The sequence below is a fragment of the Streptomyces sp. CNS606 genome, from assembly GCF_000426325.1.
The window spans coordinates 91,575-112,178 of sequence record NZ_AUFD01000010.1; the positions used below are offsets into that span (position 1 = coordinate 91,575).

At 74.0% G+C, this 20,604-nt stretch carries 17 protein-coding genes; 9 read left to right on the plus strand and 8 right to left on the minus strand.

Annotated features, from left to right (window positions below):
* Positions 1–94 precede the first annotated feature (94 nt).
* The 5 genes from K304_RS0107970 to K304_RS0107990 all read left to right on the plus strand — a co-directional run bounded on the left by K304_RS0107970 (position 95) and on the right by K304_RS0107990 (position 5,398).
* Positions 95–1,375, plus strand: a complete 1,281-nt coding sequence (locus tag K304_RS0107970; protein WP_027763311.1) for an ATP-binding protein — start codon at positions 95–97, stop codon at positions 1,373–1,375.
* 71 nt (positions 1,376–1,446) lie between these two features.
* Complete coding sequence (locus tag K304_RS0107975; RefSeq protein WP_394813631.1) at positions 1,447–2,070, plus strand: LuxR C-terminal-related transcriptional regulator; 624 nt, start codon at positions 1,447–1,449, stop codon at positions 2,068–2,070.
* A 210-nt stretch (positions 2,071–2,280) separates the two neighbouring features.
* Positions 2,281–3,633 carry a glutamate decarboxylase gene (gad, locus tag K304_RS0107980; protein ID WP_051308142.1) on the plus strand — a complete coding sequence of 451 codons (1,353 nt, stop codon included), beginning with the start codon at positions 2,281–2,283 and terminating at the stop codon, positions 3,631–3,633.
* A gap of 306 nt (positions 3,634–3,939) precedes the next feature.
* Positions 3,940–4,719 (plus strand): hypothetical protein, encoded by a 780-nt coding sequence (locus K304_RS0107985; protein WP_027763314.1) that lies wholly within the window; start codon positions 3,940–3,942, stop codon positions 4,717–4,719.
* 4 nt (positions 4,720–4,723) lie between these two features.
* A complete protein-coding gene (locus K304_RS0107990) occupies positions 4,724–5,398 on the plus strand; it encodes a class F sortase (protein WP_037789564.1) in 675 nt (224 codons plus the stop codon).
* A gap of 73 nt (positions 5,399–5,471) precedes the next feature.
* Here K304_RS0107990 and K304_RS0107995 read toward each other — a convergent pair whose 3' ends face one another.
* Positions 5,472–5,798: an AzlD domain-containing protein gene (locus K304_RS0107995; RefSeq protein WP_027763316.1), complete on the minus strand. Its 327-nt coding sequence runs from the start codon at positions 5,796–5,798 to the stop codon at positions 5,472–5,474.
* Entirely contained in the window at positions 5,795–6,574 is a 780-nt protein-coding gene (locus tag K304_RS27970; protein ID WP_051308105.1) for an AzlC family ABC transporter permease, read from the minus strand. Before K304_RS27970 ends, K304_RS0107995 begins: the two co-directional genes overlap by 4 nt.
* A 69-nt stretch (positions 6,575–6,643) precedes the next feature.
* Here K304_RS27970 and K304_RS0108005 point away from each other — a divergent pair, with 69 nt between their 5' ends.
* A complete protein-coding gene (locus tag K304_RS0108005; RefSeq protein ID WP_027763317.1) occupies positions 6,644–7,219 on the plus strand; it encodes a helix-turn-helix domain-containing protein in 576 nt (191 codons plus the stop codon).
* A gap of 10 nt (positions 7,220–7,229) precedes the next feature.
* Here K304_RS0108005 and K304_RS0108010 read toward each other — a convergent pair whose 3' ends face one another.
* Positions 7,230–8,285, minus strand: a complete 1,056-nt coding sequence (locus K304_RS0108010) for an aldo/keto reductase (protein ID WP_027763318.1) — start codon at positions 8,283–8,285, stop codon at positions 7,230–7,232.
* A gap of 113 nt (positions 8,286–8,398) precedes the next feature.
* Between K304_RS0108010 and K304_RS27975 the strand changes: the two genes are divergently transcribed.
* Positions 8,399–9,037: a TetR/AcrR family transcriptional regulator gene (locus K304_RS27975; protein WP_051308108.1), complete on the plus strand. Its 639-nt coding sequence runs from the start codon at positions 8,399–8,401 to the stop codon at positions 9,035–9,037.
* On the opposite strand, the gene K304_RS0108020 is transcribed toward K304_RS27975, so the two are convergent.
* Both K304_RS0108020 and guaA read right to left on the minus strand, forming a co-directional pair.
* Positions 9,034–9,636 carry a Uma2 family endonuclease gene (locus K304_RS0108020; protein ID WP_027763319.1) on the minus strand — a complete coding sequence of 201 codons (603 nt, stop codon included), beginning with the start codon at positions 9,634–9,636 and terminating at the stop codon, positions 9,034–9,036. The two genes, K304_RS27975 and K304_RS0108020, sit on opposite strands and share 4 nt — an antisense overlap.
* A 116-nt stretch (positions 9,637–9,752) precedes the next feature.
* Positions 9,753–11,348, minus strand: a complete 1,596-nt coding sequence (gene guaA / locus K304_RS0108025) for a glutamine-hydrolyzing GMP synthase (RefSeq protein ID WP_027763320.1) — start codon at positions 11,346–11,348, stop codon at positions 9,753–9,755.
* Positions 11,349–11,738: 390 nt separating this feature from the next.
* Between guaA and K304_RS0108030 the strand changes: the two genes are divergently transcribed.
* Together K304_RS0108030 and K304_RS0108040 are read left to right on the plus strand one after the other, a co-directional pair.
* A complete protein-coding gene (locus K304_RS0108030; protein WP_027763321.1) occupies positions 11,739–12,068 on the plus strand; it encodes a chorismate mutase in 330 nt (109 codons plus the stop codon).
* Positions 12,069–13,225: 1,157 nt separating this feature from the next.
* Positions 13,226–13,894 carry a hypothetical protein gene (locus tag K304_RS0108040; protein ID WP_027763322.1) on the plus strand — a complete coding sequence of 223 codons (669 nt, stop codon included), beginning with the start codon at positions 13,226–13,228 and terminating at the stop codon, positions 13,892–13,894.
* Positions 13,895–13,908: 14 nt separating this feature from the next.
* On the opposite strand, the gene K304_RS0108045 is transcribed toward K304_RS0108040, so the two are convergent.
* The 3 genes from K304_RS0108045 to K304_RS0108055 form a co-directional block, all read right to left on the minus strand.
* Positions 13,909–15,711, minus strand: coding sequence for a GMC family oxidoreductase (locus tag K304_RS0108045; RefSeq protein ID WP_027763323.1), 1,803 nt, complete (start codon positions 15,709–15,711; stop codon positions 13,909–13,911).
* A gap of 19 nt (positions 15,712–15,730) precedes the next feature.
* Positions 15,731–17,389, minus strand: coding sequence for a succinic semialdehyde dehydrogenase (locus K304_RS0108050; protein ID WP_027763324.1), 1,659 nt, complete (start codon positions 17,387–17,389; stop codon positions 15,731–15,733).
* Between the two features lie 327 nt (positions 17,390–17,716).
* A complete protein-coding gene (locus K304_RS0108055; protein ID WP_027763325.1) occupies positions 17,717–20,449 on the minus strand; it encodes a protein kinase in 2,733 nt (910 codons plus the stop codon).
* Positions 20,450–20,604 lie beyond the last annotated feature (155 nt).

Below are 20,604 nucleotides of genomic sequence, written 5' to 3' on the forward strand. Positions count from 1 at the left end.
CGGGCCGGGCGCGGGGCGGGGCGGGCCCGGACCTCCGGGTCGCCTCAGGGCCGACCCTGATGTCCGGGCGGCCCCCGCGTGTGACCATCGAGGCATGACCTCCGCCGCCCCCTCCGCCCCGGCGCCGCCGCGTCCCGCCCCCGGCGACGACGACGAGCCGCCGCTGCGGAAGCTCTACCGGTCCGCGGAGGGACGGATGCTGGGCGGCGTCGCGCGCGGCCTGGCCGGCCACCTGGCCCTGCCGGTGTCGTGGGTCCGCATCGCGTTCGTCGTGCTCTGTTCGGTGAACGGCCTCGGCGTCGTGCTCTACGCGGCGTTCTGGGTGGTGGTGCCGCTGGGCACGGGAGGCGTCCAGGCGGCGTCCCGCAAGGCCGCCCGCCCGCGCCTGGTCCGGAAGATCGACAAGGGTCCCGTCCTCGCGCTGTGCGTGCTGCTCGCCGCCGTGGTGGTGGTGGGCGACCCGCTGCCGTTCGGCCCGGTGAACGCCTATCTGTGGCCGCTGATCCTCATCACGGTCGGCGTGGTGGTGGTGTGGCGGCAGGCGGACAACGCCCGCCGCTCCCACTGGGCCGAGGTCAGCCGCCGTACCCGCCTGATGCCGTTCGCGCGCAGCGCCGCCGGGGTGCTGCTGGTGCTGGCGGGGGTCACCGGCATCGTCGTGGTCCAGGGCTCGGTCGAGCATCTGGGCCAGGTGCTCCAGGCGTCGCTGGCCGTGGTGGTGGGCATCGCGCTGCTCGCGGGCCCGTACCTGGTGCGGATGATGCAGGACCTCTCCGAGGAGCGGCTGATGCGCATCCGCGCCCAGGAACGGGCCGAAGTCGCCGCGCACGTCCACGACTCGGTGCTGCACACCCTCACCCTCATCCAGCGGAACGCCGACGACCCGCGCGAGGTCGCACGCCTGGCGCGGGCACAGGAGCGCGAGTTGCGGGTGTGGCTCTACAAGCCGCAGGGCAACGGCAAGGACGAGTCCGACGAGCCCGGCACCGTCGCCGAGGCGGTGAAGGCCACGGCCGCCGAGGTCGAGGACGACCACGGGGTGCCGGTCGAGGTGGTCTGCGTCGGCGACTGCGCACTGGACGAACGGCTGGGCGCCCAGGTCCAGGCGGCGCGCGAGGCGATGGTCAACGCCGCCAAGTACGGTGGCGAAGGCGGCACGGTCCAGGTCTTCGCGGAGGTCGAGGGCCGTACGGTCTTCGTGTCCGTACGCGACCGCGGCCCGGGCTTCGACCTGGACGCGGTGCCGGCCGACCGGATGGGCGTCCGCGAGTCGATCATCGGCCGGATGGAGCGCAACGGCGGCACGGCCCGCATCCGCCCCGCCGCGGGCGGCGGCACGGAGGTGGAGCTGGAGATGGAGAGGGCGGAAGCGTGAGCGAGCAGCAGACCACGGCACCCACGACGGAGGGCCGTCGCGCGCGCGTCGTGCTCGTCGACGACCACCGGATGTTCCGGGCGGGCGTGCAGGCGGAGATCGGCCGCACCGAGGCGACCGGGGTGGAGGTCGTCGGCGAGGCCGGCGACGTCGACCAGGCGATGACGGTCATCCAGGCCACCCGGCCGGACGTCGTCCTGCTGGACGTGCACCTGCCGGGCGGCGGCGGGGTGGAGGTGCTGCGGCGCAGCACCTCGCTGATGGGCGCGGCCGAGCAGCCCGTGCGGTTCCTCGCGCTGTCCGTCTCCGACGCCGCCGAGGACGTCATCGGCGTCATCCGCGGCGGCGCACGCGGCTACGTCACCAAGACCATCACCGGCGCCGACCTGGTCGACGCGGTGTTCCGGGTCGCCGACGGCGACGCCGTCTTCTCCCCGCGCCTGGCGGGCTTCGTGCTGGACGCCTTCGCCTCCACCGACGCGCCGCCGGTCGACGAGGACCTGGACCGGCTCACCCAGCGCGAGCGCGAGGTGCTGCGGCTGATCGCGCGCGGCTACGCGTACAAGGAGATCGCCAAGCAGCTCTTCATCTCCGTCAAGACCGTCGAGTCACACGTCTCCGCGGTGCTGCGCAAGCTCCAGCTCTCCAACCGCCACGAACTCACCCGCTGGGCCACCGCCCGCCGCCTGGTCTGACGCCCCGTCTCGCAAGCTCCGCGGACGCGGCGCCGGCAGCGCCCGGTCCGGCGGTTCGCGGCGCCGGCCCGGCGCGGGCGGGCGGCCTGCCGTCCGCCGAACGGGTCAGGCCGGGGAGCGGGCCGGGAGGGCCCGGCCTAGCGTGGAGGGGTGAGCGGGTCACGGGAGTCTGCGCGGGAGGGCCGGCGGGACGTGCTCGCGGTGAGCCCGATGTTCGCCGCCGAGCCGCCCGAGGTGCCGCGCGAGACGATGCCGGCCGGGGAGATGGACCCGGAGCTGGCGTACCGGATCGTGCGGGACGAGCTGATGCTGGACGGGAACGCGCGGCTCAACCTCGCCACGTTCGTGACGACGTGGATGGAGCCGCAGGCCGACCGGCTGATGGCGGACTGCTTCGACAAGAACATGATCGACAAGGACGAGTACCCGCGCACCGCCGCCCTGGAGGAGCGGTGCGTGCGGATGCTCGCCGAGCTGTGGCACGCGCCGGAGCCGGGGGACGCGCCCGGCTGTTCGACGACCGGGTCGAGCGAGGCGTGCATGCTGGCCGGGCTCGCGCTGAAGCGCCGCTGGCAGCAGGCCCGTCGCGCGGCCGGGCTGCCCGCCGACCGCCCCAACCTGGTGATGGGCTCGAACGTCCAGGTGTGCTGGGAGAAGTTCGCGGCCTACTGGGACGTGGAGGCGCGGCTGGTGCCGATGGAGGGCGACGTCCACCACCTCACGCCCGACCGGGCCGTGGAGCGGTGCGACGAGAACACCATCGGCGTGGTGGCCGTGCTCGGTTCGACGTACGACGGCTCCTACGAGCCCGTCGCGGACATCTGCGCCGCGCTGGACGCGCTCCGGGACCGGGACGGGCTCGACGTCCCCGTGCACGTCGACGGCGCCTCCGGCGCGATGATCGCGCCGTTCTGCGACCCGGATCTGCGATGGGACTTCCGGCTGCCGCGCGTCGCGTCCGTCAACACCTCCGGCCACAAGTACGGGCTGGTCTATCCGGGCGTGGGCTGGGTCGTCTGGCGGGACCGGGACGGGCTCCCCGAGGACCTGGTGTTCCGGGTGAACTACCTGGGCGGCGACATGCCGACGTTCGCGCTCAACTTCTCCCGGCCGGGGGCCCAGGTCGCCGCGCAGTACTACACGTTCCTGCGGCTGGGCTTCGACGGTTACCGGCGGGTCCAGGGCTACTGCCGCGAGGTCGCCATGGGGCTGGCCGACCGGATCGCCGCGCTGGGGCCCTTCGAACTGATCACGCACGGCGACCAACTGCCCGTCTTCGCCTGCACGCTGCGGCCGGAAGTCACCGGCTACTCGGTCTTCGACGTCGCCGCCCACCTGCGGGAACGCGGCTGGCTGGTGCCCGCGTACACGTTCCCGGAGAACCGCGAGGACATCCAGGCACTGCGGTTCGTGGTCCGGAACGGCATGACGCACGACCTGGCGGACCTGCTGGCCGGCGACCTGGACCGGTCGCTGCACGAACTCCGCCGTCAGGCCGCGCCGTTGCGCGGCGCGGACTCCGCCTCGTTCGACCACGGCGCCCGCAGGCCGCACCGCCGCTGACGCCCGGCGGCCGGATGGGGCGTCGAGGAGGGTCCAGGCCCCGGAGCCGGCCCGGGGAGTCCGGCGCCGCGCGACGCATCGTCCAGGAAATGCAGCGCCCCTCGCCCCCGTGAACTGCACCGACGGCGCGCACGACCCGCGGCTCCGGGAAATTCCCGAACGGGGACCAATCCGCCCCCCTGGGTCGTGGCGAATGAGGGGCACAGGTCGCCCTTCCGCGGCCCGGCGGGACGTCGTGAGGGACTCGCCGACTGCGAGCCGAGGAAGGGCGGCCGCCACACACGGCCCGACGGAAGGTGATCATCCGTGATACTCAGCCGCGCCACCCGCATCGCCGTACTCGCCGCACTCCCAGCGGCCCTGACGCTCGGCGTCGCGGGCCCGGCCTCCGCCGCAGACGGCGACGCCCACCAGATCGACCTGAAGCAGCTCAGCGACTCCGGCGCCACCGGCACCGCGTTCCTCAGTGTCGAGGGCAACGAGCTGACCGTGAAGGTCGAGGCCGAGGGCATGACCCCGAACGCGCCGCACGCACAGCACCTGCACGGTTCCACCGAGGGCAAGGACTTCGTCTGCCCCACTCCGGACGCCGACAAGAACGGCGACGGCATCGTCTCCACGGTCGAGGGGCTGCCCTCCTACGGCGACATCATGATCTCGCTGACCACGAAGGGCGACACGTCCATGGACAGCGGCCTGGCCGTGGACCGGATGCCGAAGGCCGACGGGGACGGCAACCTGTCCTACGAGCGCACCATCGAGGTGTCGGACGACGTCGCCGAGCACATCAAGGACCTGCACCTCGTGCAGCACGGCATCGACGTCAACGACAACGGCAAGTACGACGCCGACGCGGGCAAGAGCGAACTCGACCCCAAGCTGCCGCTCGAGGCCACGGCCCCGGCGAACTGCGGCATGGTCAAGGGCGCCGCGATCGGCTCCATGCCGGTCGGCGGCGTGGAGACCGGCGGTGAGGGCACCGGCGGCATCGAGTCCCCCGGCCTGATCGCGGCCGGCGGTGTCGGCCTGGTGGGCGCGGCCGGTGCGCTGGTGATGATGCGCCGTCGGACACGCCTCGACGGCTGAACCGATGCCCGGCACGACGCGTACACGCGGCTTCGTCGTGGCCGCGGTGGCCTTCGCCGCCGTGGCCGCGACGCTGCTCGTCCTGGGACTGTCCCGGCAGGAGCCGGAGCCGCCTTCGCCGCCCTCCCGGTCCCAGTCCGAACGTGACGTCCCCGCGCCGTCGGACGCACCGTCCGACGGCGGTGGGCAGGAGGAGGGCGAGAAGGCACGCGGGCCGGTGCTGCCGGAGTCCGAGCCGGTCCGGATCTCGATCCCGTCGATCGACGTCTCCTCCCCGCTCGTGGACCTGGGACGGCAGAGCAACGGCGCCATGGAGACCCCGCAGGACCACGAGAAGGCCGGCTGGTACACGCCCGGTCCGACGCCCGGCGAACGGGGACCGGCGGTGATCGCCGGACACGTGACCTGGGACGGCGAGCAGTCCGTGTTCTTCCCGCTCGGCAAGCTGGGCGCGGGCGACCGGGTGGACGTGCTCCGCGAGGACGGACGGAAGGCGACGTTCGAGGTCGACCGCGTGGAGCGGTACCCGAAGAACGACTTCCCGACCGTCGAGGTGTACCGGAATCTCGACCACGCCGGCCTCCGTCTGATCACCTGCGGCGGAGCGTACGACGAGGAGGAGCGCTACTACAGCGACAACGTGGTGGTCTTCGCCTCCCTGGTCGACCGCGCCGCGTAGCCCCCCGCACGGCATCCTGCCCGCGCGCCGCAACAGGCGGTGTGCGGGCAGGCGGTGTGCGGGCAGGCGGCGTTCAGGGGACGCCGAGCAGGCGCAGGCCCGCCGCCGTGGCCGCAGCCGCGAGGACCACGACCAGGAACGGCGCCCGGCGCCAGGCCAGCACGCCGCCGACGGCCACCCCCGCGGGCCGTGCCCACCCCGCGAACTCGTGTCCCTCGAGCAGGGCCGCCGTCGCGACCAGCGCGGCCAGCAGCACCACCGCCGAGGTGCCCATCAGCCGCTCCACCCGCGGCGAGAGCTCGACCCGCGCGCGCAGCACGGGCCCGGCGAGGCGGAACGCGAACGTGCCCGCGCCGAGTACGAAAGCGGCGACCACCAGGGTCATGGACGTGTCGCTCATCGCACCGTCTCCTTCGAGGTCCGGGCCGTCCCGGCCGCGTCGTCGTCCTCGTCGCCCTCGTCACCCACGCCGCTCGGGTCGCCGCCGTCACCCCGAGCGCCGCCGCGCAGGGACACGAGCACCCCGAGCAGCGCCAGCAGCACCGGCAGTCCGGCCTGCAGGAACGGCGCCGTGGCCAGCGCGATCGCCACACCCACCAGGACCGCCCGCAGGGTCGGCCGGTCCTTCAGCGACGGCAGCACCAGCGCGAGCAGCACCGCGGGGAACGCGGCGTCGAGCCCGAAGGCGTCGGTGTCCGTGACCACCGTGCCGCCGAACGCCCCGGCCAGCACGCCCACGTTCCAGCAGACGAACAGGCCGACGCCACACGTCCAGTACGCGGCCCGCCGCCGCTCGGGCTCCTTCTGCCCCAGCGCGAACGCCACCGTCTCGTCGATCATCAGGTGGCTGCCGACCAGGCGCCGCAGCCACCCGTCGCCCAGCACGTCGCCGACCGCGAAGCCGAACGGCACGTGGCGGGCGTTGACGAGCAGGCCGGCGACCACGGCGGCGATCGGGTTGCCGCCCGAGGCCACCAGCCCCACGAACAGGAACTGGGCCGCGCCCGCGAACACCACCAGGGACAGCAGCATCGGCAGCCACACGGGAAGCCCCGCGCTCACCGTGATGGCACCGAAGGACAGGCCGACGAAGCCGTCGGCGACACAGATCAACCCGATGTCGCGCGCCAGCTGCCGGTCGAGACCGGAGAGGGAGTTCCGCCATATCGAACGCACGACGTCTAGAATGAACACACGAACGGCGGTACGTCAAACCGAACGATCGACCTCTGGAGCGAACGACCCATGTCCCGGAACGACCAGCAGCCCACCGGCGGCGCGCCGCTCGCCGTCATCGCCGGCTCCCTGCAGCGGGAACGCCGCCGCGCCGGGCTCTCCCTCGCCGAGACCGCCCGCCGCGCCGGCATCGCCAAGTCCACGCTCTCCCAGCTGGAGTCCGCCACCGGCAATCCCAGCATCGAGACACTGTGGGCGCTGAGCGTCACGCTGAACGTGCCGTTCGCCCGCCTGGTCGACCCGCCGCGCCCGAACGTCCAGCTCATCCGCGCCGGCGAGGGGCCCGCGCTCTCCTCCGAGCAGGCCGACTACGTCGCCACGCTGCTGTCCTCCTGCCCCCCGCACGCCCGCCGCGACGTCTACCGGATCTGCCACCAGCCCGGCGCGCCGCGCGCCTCCGACCCGCACATGCCCGGCACGGTCGAGCACGTCGTCCTCAGCACCGGACGCGCCCTCGTCGGCATCGCCGACGAGCCCCACGAACTCGCACCCGGCGACTACACCGCCTACCCCGGCGACGTCCCCCACCTCTTCGAGGCCCTGGAACCCGACACCACCGCGGTCCTCATCTCCGAACACGTCTAGAGCGCCGCGCCTAGAGAGCCGCGCCGGCCCCCGCGACCAGCGGCGGGTCCAGCCGGGCGAAGCCCTCCTGCCGCCGGTAGGGGAAGTACGGGTACGGCGCCTCCTTCTCGCTCGCCGCGTCCAGGAGCGCGGCGTGCTCCGGCTCCAGCGACCAGCCGACGGCGCCGAGGTTCTGGCGCAGCTGCTCCTCGTTGCGCGCACCGACGAGGACGGAGGCGACCGTCGGCCGCTGCAGCAACCAGGCGATCGCGATCTGAGGGATCGTACGGCCGGTGCGCGCGGCGACCTCGTCGAGGGCGTCGACGACGCGGAAGAGGTGCGCGTCCTCGACGGGCGGCGCGAAGGAGGCCGTGTCGTGCAGCCGACTGCCCGGTGGCAGCGGCTTCCCCCGACGGACCTTCCCGGTCAGCCGGCCCCAGGCGAGCGGGCTCCACACGATCGCCCCCACCCCCTGGTCGGCACCCAGGGGCATGAGTTCCCACTCGTAGTCCCGCCCCGCCAACGAGTAGTAGACCTGGTGCCCGACGTAGCGGGGGCGGGCGTCGCGCTCCGCGGTGGCGAGCGACTTCATCAGCTGCCAGCCGGAGAAGTTGGAGGCTCCCACGTAGCGGACCTTCCCGGCCCGCACCAGGTCGTCCAGTGTGGCGAGCACCTCCTCGACCGGCGTGCCCGCATCGAAGGCGTGCATCTGGAAGAGGTCGAGGTGGTCGGTGCCCAGCCGCCGGAGCGCGTCCTCGCAGGCCCTGATCAGACGCGAGCGGGAGGAGCCCGCCTCGGCGGGACCGTCTCCCGTCGGAAGGCTGGTCTTGGTGGAGATCAGCACCTCGTCCCGCCGCCCCTTGATCGCCTGGCCGAGCACCTCCTCCGAAGCGCCGTCGGAGTAGACGTCCGCGGTGTCGAACAGCGTCACGCCGGCGTCGAGGCAGATGCCCACCAGTCGGCGCGCCTCCCGCGCGTCCGTCGTGCCCCACGCCCCGAAGAGCGGGCCCCGGCCGCCGAACGTCCCGGCGCCGAAGCTCAGCGCAGGCACCTTCAGCCCCGACGCACCCAGCGACCTGTACTCCATGACGACCCCTCTCCTCGCCTCTCACAGAAACACCTAACGGGATCATGATCCCGTTAACGGCTTCGGACTTAGAGTAGCAGTCGCCCTGCCATTAAAGGAACCGGAGTACCGTTATGACCGCCGACGCTGGAGCCCCGGGGACCGTGCGCCCGGGCGGACGCACCGCTCAGGTCAGGGCAGCGGTGCTGCGGGCGGCGGGAGACCTGCTGTCCGAGTCCGGCTTCGCCGGCCTGGACCTCGCCGACGTCGCGCGCCGGGCGGACGTGGGGCGCACGACCGTGTACCGGCGCTGGGGAACGCCCACCGGCCTGGTGGCCGACCTGCTGCGGGACATGGCGGAGCAGTCACTCCCCCGCACCGAGACGGGTTCCCTCCGAGGCGACCTGCGGGAGAACGCCCTGCTGGTACAGCGCACATTGTCGGACCCGCGCCAGGGGCCCCTCTTCCGCGCGGTGATCGCAGCCGCGGCGTGCGACCCGCGCACCTCGGCAGCGCTGCACCGCTTCTACGCGACCCGGATCGCGGAGTGGGCGCCCTGCGTGGTGGCGGCCGTCGCTCGCGGCGAGGCTCCGGAGGGCACCGACCCCGCCGAAGTGATCCGCGCCGTCTCCGCACCCCTGTACTACCGCATGCTCGCCTCCGGGGACCCAGTGGACGAGGCCGCCGCCGTCCGCGCCGCCGAAGCCGCCGCGGCGGCCGCCCGCGCAGGTGCCTACGCCGACCCGGCCGGGGAGGGCCAGGACAGGCCCTAGAGGCGGTCGATCTCCGTGAGGTCGATGTCGACCGTGAACGGCACCGACACCTTGAGCTGATCGTGGTGGATGCCGGTCGGCACATACGCGCGGGTCGCCGGATCCAGCTCGTAGACGTACACGACCGGACGGTCGTCACCGGTCATCTCCACCCGCCAGAAGTGCGGGATGCCTGCCCGCGCGTACTTGCGCGGCTTGGTGTCCCGGTCCCGTTCCTCCGATTCCGGGGAGACCACCTCGACGGCGAGGACGACGTCCTTCGCCTCGTACCGGGACTGGCGCCGACTGGTGACCGCTTCCGCGCGAAGGACCATGAGGTCCGGCTCCGGAGCCGTCTGTCGCGTGAGAACGACGGTCATCTCCCGTTTCACCCGCAACTCTTCGGGGGCGGCCCGGCGGAGCCCGTTCTCCAGCAGGTACAAGGTGAGGGTGTGGAAGTCTCGCTGCGGGCTCACGAAGACCAGGCTCCCGTCGATCACTTCTGTGTGCGGCGGGAGGTCGGGCAGGCGGAAGAGGTCGTCCACGGTGTAGCCGTCCTGCGGCGGCATCGGCCACGAGGCGGCCTTCTGCACGGGCTCGGCGGTCATCAGTCCTCCCATGGACGGGATTCTCGGCCGTGCGCCCAGCGTAGCGGGCGGAAACGCCCGCGCCACCGCTCGAACACGTGAGCGGTGGCGCGACTGTTTGACCGGGGAGAGGGCGGGCGGCGACCCGGTCACTCCCACTCGATGGTGCCCGGGGGCTTGCTGGTGACGTCGAGGACGACGCGGTTGACGTCGCGGACCTCGTTCGTGATGCGGGTGGAGATGCGGCCCAGCACGTCGTACGGGAGGCGGGACCAGTCGGCGGTCATCGCGTCCTCGGAGGAGACGGGCCGCAGCACGACCGGGTGACCGTAGGTGCGGCCGTCGCCCTGGACGCCGACGGAGCGGACGTCGGCGAGCAGCACGACCGGGCACTGCCAGATCTCGCGGTCCAGGCCGGCGGCGGTCAGCTCCTCGCGGGCGATGGCGTCGGCGGCGCGCAGGACGTCCAGGCGCTCGCGGGTGACCTCGCCGACGATGCGGATGCCCAGGCCGGGGCCGGGGAACGGCTGCCGCTGGACGATCTCCTCCGGCAGCCCGAGCTCCTGGCCGACCATCCGGACCTCGTCCTTGAACAGCTTCCGCAGCGGCTCGACCAGCTCGAACTCCAGGTCCTCGGGGAGCCCGCCCACGTTGTGGTGGGACTTGATGTTGGCCGTGCCGGTGCCGCCGCCGGACTCGACGACGTCCGGGTAGAGCGTGCCCTGGACGAGGAACGCATATTCTCCCGCGACCCCGCTCTGCCCGCCGGCCTCCGCGACGAGTTCGGCCTGGGCCTGCTCGAAGACGCGGATGAACTCGCGGCCGATGATCTTCCGCTTCTGCTCCGGGTCGGAGACCCCGGCGAGCGCGTCGAGGAAGCGGTCGGCGGCGTCGACGACCTTGAGCTGGACGCCGGTGGCCGCGACGAAGTCCTTCTCCACCTGCTCGGTCTCACCCTGGCGCATCAGGCCGTGGTCGACGTAGACGCAGGTGAGCTGGGAGCCGATGGCCTTCTGCACGAGCGCAGCGGCGACGGCGGAGTCGACGCCGCCGGAGAGTCCGCAGAGGGCGCGCTTGCTGCCGACCTGCGTCCGGATGGCCTCGACCTGCTCGTCGACGATGCTGCTGGTCGTCCAGGACGGAGTCAGGCCCGCGCCCCGGTAGAGGAAGTGCTCCAGCACCTGCTGGCCGTGCGTGGAGTGCATCACCTCGGGGTGGTACTGCACGCCGTAGAGCTGCCGCTCGTCGTTCTCGAACGCGGCCACCGGCACCATGTCGGTGGACGCGGTGACCGCGAAGCCCTCCGGCGCGGCGGAGCAGGCGTCGCCGTGCGACATCCACACCTGCTGCTCGTCCGGGGTGCCCTCGAAGAGGGTCGAGCCGGACCGGGAGACGTGCAGGTCGGTGCGCCCGTACTCGCGGCTGCCGGTGTTGTCGACGGTGCCGCCGAGCACCTGCGCCATCAACTGGAAGCCGTAGCACATGCCGAAGACGGGGACGCCCGCCTCGAAGAGCGCGCGGTCGAGGGAGGGTGCGCCCTCGGCGTAGACGGAGGAGGGGCCGCCGGAGAGGATGATCGCCTTCGGGTCCTTGGCGAGCATCTCCGCCACCGGCATGGTGGACGGGACGACCTCGCTGTAGACCCGGGCCTCGCGCACCCGGCGGGCGATGAGCTGGGCGTACTGCGCGCCGAAGTCGACGACCAGCACGGTGTCCGGGGCGGCGGTCTGGGCGGTGTCGCGCACGGGTGGCCTTTCGGCGGTGGAGCGGGGGTGTGCGGCCCAGTCTAGCGGGGCGGGAACGCGCCTCCGGCCGCCCCGGTGCGGGCCCCCGGCGCCGCCCGTACGCGCCCTGCCGTCGCCGCCCGGGGCGTCCCGCAGGGTGAGACGTCCGGTGGACACGACACGGGGCGGTGGCATACTGGGGCGCATGCACACGCACACGACCTTCTGGTTTACCTATGGCACCGGCCCGTCCGGCTGCCATGGTCGCCGCGTGAGCTGATACGCGACCTTCCAGGCGCCCCGGGCCGGCCACGGCCCGGGGCGCCTCGCGTCTCCCGTCCCGGGCCGTGGCGGACGGGGCTCCTCCCCCGACCGATCCGGGCACAGGCCCGGAGCGAGGAGCCACCTCGGATGAGCACGACCACCGCCACGACGACCACCGCCACGACGGCGACCACCACGACCAGGGCGACCGGCACCGCGCACGGGCCCCAGCCGCCCGCCGGGGAGATCGACGACGGCCGGCGCCGCATCGACGCCCTGGACGAACAGATCATCGCCCTGGTACGCGAACGGATGACGGTCTCGGCCGGCATCCAGCGCGCGCGCATCGCCTCCGGCGGTCGCCGCGTCCACCTCGCCCGCGAGATGGAGATCCTCGCCCGCTACCGCGACGAACTGGGCAGGCCCGGCACGACCATGGCGATGACACTGCTCGAACTCAGCCGCGGACGCGCCTGATCGCACCGTCCGCTCCCGGCCCGGCGTACACACGGCGCCCCACGACTCACCCGTACGGTGCGTGACCGGCCCGCGCGGGCTTCGTTGGGCCGGGTGTCCTTGTGCCGACTGGGCCCGGCGGCAGAGGGGCGGTGCCACCGGAGCGATGAGACGCCCGTGCACCCCTGCAGGGGAACGCGCGTCGTGGGACCTCGCTCCGGTGACGTGACCGGACAGCAGGGGACAGCAGCCCGGTCGCGATCCCCTGCTGCGGCAGGGGTACAGCGGTCGGTCCCGGGGACGCCCTGGACCGACCGCTCCGCGGACGACGCTCCGCACACGCCGGTCCGAGAAGCCGGCGGCGCCTCCCCCTCCCCGGCGCCGCCTCCGGCGTCGGCGCCGCCCTGACGCCGACGCACACCCCAGGGCCCCGCGACACGGCCACCCCACCCCCGGCCGTCGCCGCGGGGCCCTGGCATCTCCCGGCCCGGCGGCCGACGCGCCGTCGTGGAAGGGGCCGCATCCCGTCGAAGGCGACGACGGCGAAGTGACATGAATCACAGGAGAATGCACGGGATCGAGAGCAACCGTCCCGAGTCGTCCGTCATGCCGGGTGCCCGCTCGCGCGCACGACGGACCGGGTGCGTCACGCGGGCTGACAGGGACGTCGGCGGCCCCTACCGTACTGCGCACCGGGACCAGCCGGGCGCCCCCTCGCGCCGCGCCCAACTCCCTTCCACGAACGGGACGAGGACATCATGCAGTTGCGCCGCGCGCTCCTGTCCGCCGCCGCAACCGGCGTTCTCGCGTCCATCGCCGTGACGGCACCGGCCGGGTCCGCGACGGCCGACGCCACACCCACGGGGGACGGTTCGCCCACCCCGTCCGCCACGGCCGGACCGCCCGGCACGCGCACGACGTCCCCGACGCCCACTCCGTCGCGGAGCACCACGGCGCCGGAGCCGGATACACCGACCGCGACGCCCCCGGCCTCCCCCGACGCGACGACGACGCCCAGCGTGCCGCCCACACCGCCGAGTTCCAGCCCTCCGCCCAGCAGCCCCACCCCGAGCGGGAGCCCCACCCTGAGCGGAAGCCCTTCGCCGAGCGGAAGCCGAGAGCCGAGCCGGAGCCCCGGCGCGGACGCCGACGAGGACCTGCCCGGCGAGGTCTGCGACGTGGCGGACTTCGACGTGAGCGTGTCCGGGCTCCCCGCCGTCGTGCGCGCGGGCTCCACCACCGAGCCGTTCACGGTGATCCTGGACAACACCGAGGGCGCGGACGCGACCCGGGTGCAGTTCGGCCTGGCCGTCGCCTTCCGCGACGGTCTGTACGCGAGCGACTGGCTCGCCGCCCAACGCCACGTCGTCGTCCAGTACTTCGACTGGGGCGCAGACACCTGGCAGGACGCCTCGTCCGGAGGAGGCGTGTACGCGTACACGGACGTCGAGGCCGGCCGCACCTACGAGATGCGGCTGCGCCTTCGGCTCGCGCCGGACACCCCTTCTGGTGCGGCCGGCGCCCTGGCATTCAGCACCCGCTGGGTCGCGGACGGTCCGCCCGGCAGCCCGCTCTGCCGGCAGGACGACGAGTGGTACCGCTTCGAGATCACCTCCACGTACGCGGCCGCCACCACCGCGGACGTACGTCCGCAGGGCGGCCGTGCCCCGGCCGTGCTGCGCCCGGCGACCCGTACGGACGCGGGCCCGGAGGCCGCCCTCCCGGACGGCGCGCTGGCGGAGACCGGCGCCGGACAGGGTCTCCCGCTGGTCGGCCTGGCGAGCCTGACGGCCGTCGCCCTCGGGGCCGCCGCCCTCCGCCTCGCCGCCCGCCGCCGCCGGCCCTGAGGGCGGCCGGGCGGTCAGGTCCCGTCTGCGGGGGCGGACTTCGGCGGAACGGAGGGGACCGGGAGCAGCGGCAGCCGCAGCGCGCCGAACGCGTCCTCGGGCACGGCGGGGGCGGACGGCTGCACCGGAGCCAGCCGCACGTACGCCGTGCCCTGTTCGGGACGGGGGTCGGCGTCGCCGTTGTTCGGCCAGAGCGACATGGCGCGCTCGGCCTGCGCCGTGATGGTCAGCGACGGGTTGACGCCCAGGTTCGCGGAGACGGCGGCGCCGTCCACGACGGAGATGCCGGGGTGGCCGTACAGGCGGTGGTACGGGTCGATGACGCCGCTGTCGGCGTCCGCGCCGATGGGGCAGCCGCCGAGGAAGTGCGCGGTGAGCGGGGTTCCCATGACCTCGCCGATGTTGCTGCCGGGGAAGCCGTTGATCTCGTCGGCCAGCCGCCGGGCGGCCTCCGCGCCCTCCGGGATGTAGAGCGGGTTGGGCGCGCCGTGGCCCTGCCGGGCGGTCAGCAGGCCCTTGCCCGGGCCCTTCGTCTTCCGGTACGTGGTCAGCGAGTTGTCCAGGGTCTGCATGACCAGGCCGATGATGATGCGCTCGGACCACTTCCACTTGGACAGCAGGCGCAGCGTCTGCAGCGGGTGCCTCAGGTGGGTGACCACGTGCGCGAGGGCGCGGGGCAGGCGGGTGCCGTGCCGCACCTGGAGGGTGGTGAGGGCGCCCATCGCGTTGGAGCCCTTGCCGTAGCGAACCGGCTCGATGTGGGTGTTCTCGTTCGGGTGGACGGAGGAGGTGATGGCGACGCCGCGGGTGAAGTCGAGCTTCGCCTCCTTGCCGTACTTCTTCCGGTAGCGGCGGCCGGCGGTCTGTGCGCCGACGAGGGCTTCGGAGTTGGTGCGGGTCAACTCGCCGAGCCGCTGCGACAGGTGGGGCAGGGCTCCGGTGTCGCGCATGCGGTGCAGCAGCGTCTGCGTGCCGTAGGTGCCGGCCGCGACCACCACCCGGCGGGCGCGCAGCACGGTGGGCTTCGCCCTCCGCCGGTCCGTGGGCACGGTGCCCACCTCGAAGCCGCCGTTCCCGTCCTCCCGCAGTTCGGTGACGGTGGTCATCGGGTGGATGACGGCCCCGGCCTTCTCGGCGAGGTGCAGGTAGTTCTCGTTGAGGGTGTTCTTGGCGCCGTGCCGGCAGCCGGTCATGCACTCGCCGCACTCGTTGCAGGCGCGGCGGTCGGGTCCGGCGCCGCCGAAGTACGGGTCCGGGACCACGGTTCCTGCGTCCGCGCGCACGGAGCCGTCGGCGTCCTCGCCGTCGCCGAAGAAGACCCCGACGGGCGCCAGGTGGAAGCTGTCGCCGCAGCCCATCTTCTCGGCCGCCGCCTTGAGGTGGACGTCGGACGGCGTCATCGTCGGGTTGAGGCGGACGCCGAGCATGCGCTGCGCCTGGTCGTAGTACGGCTCCAGCTCCTCCTGCCAGTCGGTGATCGCGCCCCACTGACGGTCCTGGAAGAACGCGGGCGGCGGCACGTAGAGGGTGTTGGCGTAGTTGAGGGAGCCGCCGCCGACCCCGGCGCCGGCCAGGATCATCACGTTGTCCATCAGGTGGATGCGCTGGATCCCGTACAGGCCGAGGGCCGGGGCCCACAGGTAGTTCTTCACGTCCCAGGAGTTCTTCGGCAGGCTCTCCCGGCTGAAGCGGCGGCCGGCCTCCAGGACGCCCACCGCGTAGCCCTTCTCGGTGAGCCGGAGCGCGGAGACCGAACCGCCGAAGCCGGAGCCGACGACGAGGACGTCGTAGTCGTACGCATGCTGGGGGGCTGACACTGGGCACGTCTCCTTCGGGTCAGCGGAAGCGGAGCAGTTTGAGGGCCTTCAGGGACACATTCATGAACGCGGCGTACGAGGCGTCGCTCATCCCCATCGACGGCGCCATCGGCAGCAGGCGCTGGTGGGCGACGGTCTGCGGCTCGGTGAACTTGAGGATGCCCTCGGAGCCGTGGCGCCGCCCGATGCCGGACTCCCCCATGCCGCCCATGGGGGCCTGCACGCTGCCGTACGCGGGCGCGTAGCCCTCGTTGACGTTGACGGTGCCGGTGCGCAGCCGGGCGGCCACGCGGCGGGCGCGGCGCCCGTCACGGCTCCACACGCTGGAGTTCAGGCCGTACGGGGTGGCGTTGGCGCGGCGGACGGCCTCGTCCTCGTCCAAGACGCGGTAGACGGAGACCACCGGGCCGAAGGTCTCCTGGGTGCACAGCGTCATCGACGGCTCCACCCCGCCGAGGACGGTCGGTTCGAAGAACAGCGGGCCGACGTCGGGGCGGGCGCGGCCGCCGGTCAGCACGGTGGCGCCCTTGGCGACGGCGTCCCCGACGTGCTCGGTGACCAGCTCGAACTGCCGCTGTGAGACCAGCGAGCCCATCTCGGCGCCGAACGCGAGGTGCCGGCCGAGCCGTACGGCCCTCGTGCGGGCGACGAACTTCTCCAGGAAGGCGTCCGCGACGGACTCGTGGACGTAGAGCCGTTCGACGGAGATGCACAGCTGGCCCGCGGAGGAGAAGGCGGCACGGACGGCGCCCTCCGCGGCCTTGTCGAGGTCCGCGTCCTCCAGCACCAGCATGGCGTTCTTGCCGCCGAGTTCGAGGGAGCAGCCGATCAGCCGGGCGGCCGCGTTCTGCGCGACTTCGCGGCCGGTGCGGGTGGAGCCGGTGAACGACACGTAGTCGGCCTGCGCGACGACGACCGGCCCGACGACCGGGCCGTCACCGATCACCATCTGCCACACCTCGGGCGGCAGCCCCGCCTCGACCAGCAGCTCCCGCGCCCACAGGGCGGTCAGCGCGGTCTCGGTGTCCGGCTTCATGACGAGCGCGTTGCCGGAGACGAGGGCCGGGAGGGCGTCGCCGACGGACAGTTCCAGCGGGTAGTTCCACGGCGCGATCTGACCGACGACGCCGCGCGGATGGCGGTGCTCGGTGACCTTGGTGAGCACCGGGATGGCGCCGGTGTGGCCCTTCGGCCGCAGGTACGCCGGAGCCTTGCGGCCGTAGTGGCGGGCCGCGACGGCGACGGCGAGCACCTCCTCGTGCGCGTGCAGCCGCACCTTGCCGGTCTCCAGCTGGATCAGGTCCAGCACCTCGTCCTGGCGGGCGAGGAGGAGATCGTGGAAACGTAGCAGGACGGCCGCGCGCTCCCGTACGCTGCGGGCCGCCCACGCCGTCTGGGCGGCGCGCGCCCGCTCGAAGGCGGTGAGCACGTCTTCGGGTGTGGACTCCGGCAGCCGGGCGAGCACCTCGCCGGTGAGCGGGCAGTGGTTCACGGTGCGCCGGGAGCCGACGACGGCGCGGGTGAGGCGTTCGACGACGTCGGGCGTGACGACGTCGGCGGCAGTCCGCCCGCCCGCGCCCCCGTCCGGCGCCTCGGCGACCGGGTTGCCGCGGTCCGGTTCGGCCGGGGCGGTGTCGGCGGCGGGGGGCGGGCTGACCGTGTCCTGCGAGTCCGTCATGCGCGCAGAGTACGGTCGCGGGTGCCACGTGTATACCCGTCGGTAACCGTCTTCACCGGAGCTTTACCATCACGCCAGTGGACACTGGCACGGTCTCGCCGCCACGACGGAGAGCGGCCGGAGACAGGGGCGCCGCCCACCCCGGGGCCCGGACGCCGACGGGCCCGCCGCACGCCGTCCCGACCGGGGAACCGGGAGTGCCGGACGCGGGGCGGCCAACGGCCGGGGAACCTCGTACGGGCGTCCGCAGGCCCGCACTCGGACCGACGCGGAACGAGGACCGCCGACCGGCAGACGGAGTGACCGGGACTGGCAGCCCTGGAGGGGCTACCGCAGGACGCGGTAGGTGTCGGCGGCGCCCCCGAACCAGCGGTCGACCGCGTCACGCTCGTCGTCCGGGCCGATGACCAGCACCAGGTGGTACCGGCCGTCGAGGATCATCGCCCGGTTCCGCACGTAGACGTCGCGCCCGCTGGCGTCCTGCCAGGTGTACGTACCCTCGGCCATCGCCGTGTCGCCCACGTCGATGCGCCGCAGACCGGAGGCCGACGACCAGTCGGAGGTACGGAACGGCTCCAGCTCACGCTCGCCGTCGCTCTGGTACGCCATCGGATCGCTGCCGAACTTCTCCGTCGAGTCACGACCCTTGACGACCACCATCTCGAACTCGCCGCTGTCGAAGCGCACCTGGCCGCGCCCGTTCGGGGCGTTGCGGTCCCAGCCCTCGGGCACCGCGATCCGGAAGCCCGTCGGATCCTCGTGCAGGCGGAAGCCGTCCGCGGGGGCGGCCGGTTCGGAGGTCTGCGGCGCGGTCTCCCCCGACGGCTCCCGCTCGTCGTCCTGCTGCCCCGCCGTCTCCTCGGGCGCCGGCCCGCCGGACGCGGGCGGCGCCTCGGGCTGTTCCAGCGAGCTGCGGCGGCTGCCGTCGTCCACGGTGTCCTGCCTCGGCATGAACCACATCGCGTACAGCACGGCCGCAGTGAGCAGCAGCAGCACGCCCCCGAGAAGGAGCCGGCCCAGGCTCTTCGGGCTACGGCCGGTGCCGCCGGCCCCCGGCGCCCGGGCGGGGCGGGGCGGGCGCGGCTCCTGCGGCTGCCGCGGCGCGGGTTCGGGACGCGCCGCACGTTCCCGCCGAGGAGCGGGGCGCGGCGCGGCCGGCGCGTGGCGCTGCGTACGCCGCGCGCCGCCGCGCGGTCCGCGGCCGGTGCGCCTCCTGCGGACCAGTTCGCCGCGGCGCCGCTTGACGGGCAGCCGGCGCGGGTCGGAGGGGCGGCCGGGCTCCAGGGACGGCGGCGCGGTGAGCGTGTAGCGGCCGACGTCCGGCTCCGGCGCGGAGCGGATCAGCGACCGCAGCCAGCCGCGCAGCACCTCGAAGTCGGGCCGCTCGGTGGGGTCCTGGCGCATCAGGGACTCGACGACCGGACGCAGCGGGCCGCACTCCTCGGCGAACGCGGGCGGTTCGGCGCACACCATCTGCACCAGTTCGGCGACGTCGTCCTCCGGGTAGGGCGCGTGGCCCTGGACGGCGCGGAAGAGCAGGACGCCGAGAGCCCACAGATCGGCCGACGGGCCGACGGGCGGCGCAAGGCGCCAGTTCTCGTGCACCGGTCCGGCCTGTTCGGGCGCCCAGCGTTCGGTCGTCGCACCGACCATCGCCATCCGCGCCTGGCGGGCCCGTTCGGCGGCGAGCGAGGTGGTCGGGCCGCGGTGGCGTTCGGCGTGCTCCGTCCCGGCGGCCGCCTCCTCGTCGCCCGGCGCGTCCGGCACGGGGTCCCGCTGCTCGGGCGCCCACGGTGTCGGCACGGAACGGCCGGGGATCCGGCGCGGGCCGGGCAGCGCGGCCGGCCCGTGCGGGTCCGTACCGTGCGCCTCCGGGACCCGGTCGGCCGGGGCGTACGGGCTGCCGTGCGGTCCGTACGGGGCATACGGGTCGTGCGGTCCGCTGCCGGGATCGTCCGCCGGGGGGCCGGAGTCCTTGGTCCACCAGTCGGCGCCGCCGCGCTGCTGCGCCTCGGCGGCGACCCGGGCGGTGGCCGCCTGCGCGCCGGCCCGGTAGGCCGCGATGGCCCCGCGCCGGGCGGCCCGGGCGGCGGGCCCGCCGCCGGAGTCGGCGCCCTCGAACCCGAAGATCCCCTCCCGGCCGGGCACGGGCACCGCGTCCGCCGTGCCGTCGCCGGTCTCCGCCGTGCCCGGTGCCTCCGGGCCGGTGAACGTCGCGGGCAGCGACCCTCGCTGGTGCTGCTCCTGCTCCTGCCCCTGCTCCTGGTGCTGGTGCGGGTGCTGCGCGGCGAGGGCGTGCGGCGCGTCGCGGTGGAAGCCCGCGGGAAGGGGACTCTGCGCCGCGCTGGGAAGACCCGGCACGGCGCGGGCGAGCGCCGCGGCATCCGCCGGGGCCGGGCGGCCGGGCTGGGCGGCGGGCGGTATCCCGCCGCGCGGTTCGGCGGTGGTGCGCGACGGGTCGGGGAGCGGGTCGTGGCCGCACAGCGCCTCCTCCGCCGCCCCGGCGGCCAGGCCGGTGAGGACGGCGCGCCCGTCGTCGCAGACCAGCACCGTGCGGGCGGTGACGTTGCGGTGCACCCACCCGTGGGCGTGCACCGTGCGCAGCGCGGCGAGCACGTCGGCGGCGATCTCCGCCGCCCGGTGCGCGGCGAGCGGACGGGCGGCGATCAGTTCGGACAGCGGCCGTGCGGGCAGGAGTTCACTGATCACCCACAGCGCGTCCCCCTCCACGAAGGCGTCGAAGACCTGGTCCAGGCGTGGATGGTCGGGTATGCGGGACGCGGCGAGGGCCGCCTCGACGGCGCGGCGCACCGCCGGGTCGGAGGGCCGCCGGGTCGCGCCGGCGCTCCCCCCGTTCGCACCCGCCCGGCCGGGAGGCGCGTCGTCCAGGAACTCGGCCTCGACGACTTCGGGCAGCAGGACCCGGCGGGCCAGCACCTCCTGGCCGCTGGCCGTGTCGTACGCCGGGGTGCCGGCCGGTTCGGCGAAGTCGTCGGCCACGTGCGGCAGTCGGTAGCGTCCGGCGAGGAGCCGTCCCGCGTACTCCACGTCGTCGTCCACAGCGCCTCCCCACCGTGCCGAGCAGAGCCTGTCGAAACCGTTCGGCTTCCGTCGTGTTGCGGATGCGTACGGTCCACGACCTCTCACGATACGTGCTGTCGCGGCGTCACGCCGCCGCCCGCGCACGGATCGTGACGTCTGTACCGGACCGGACG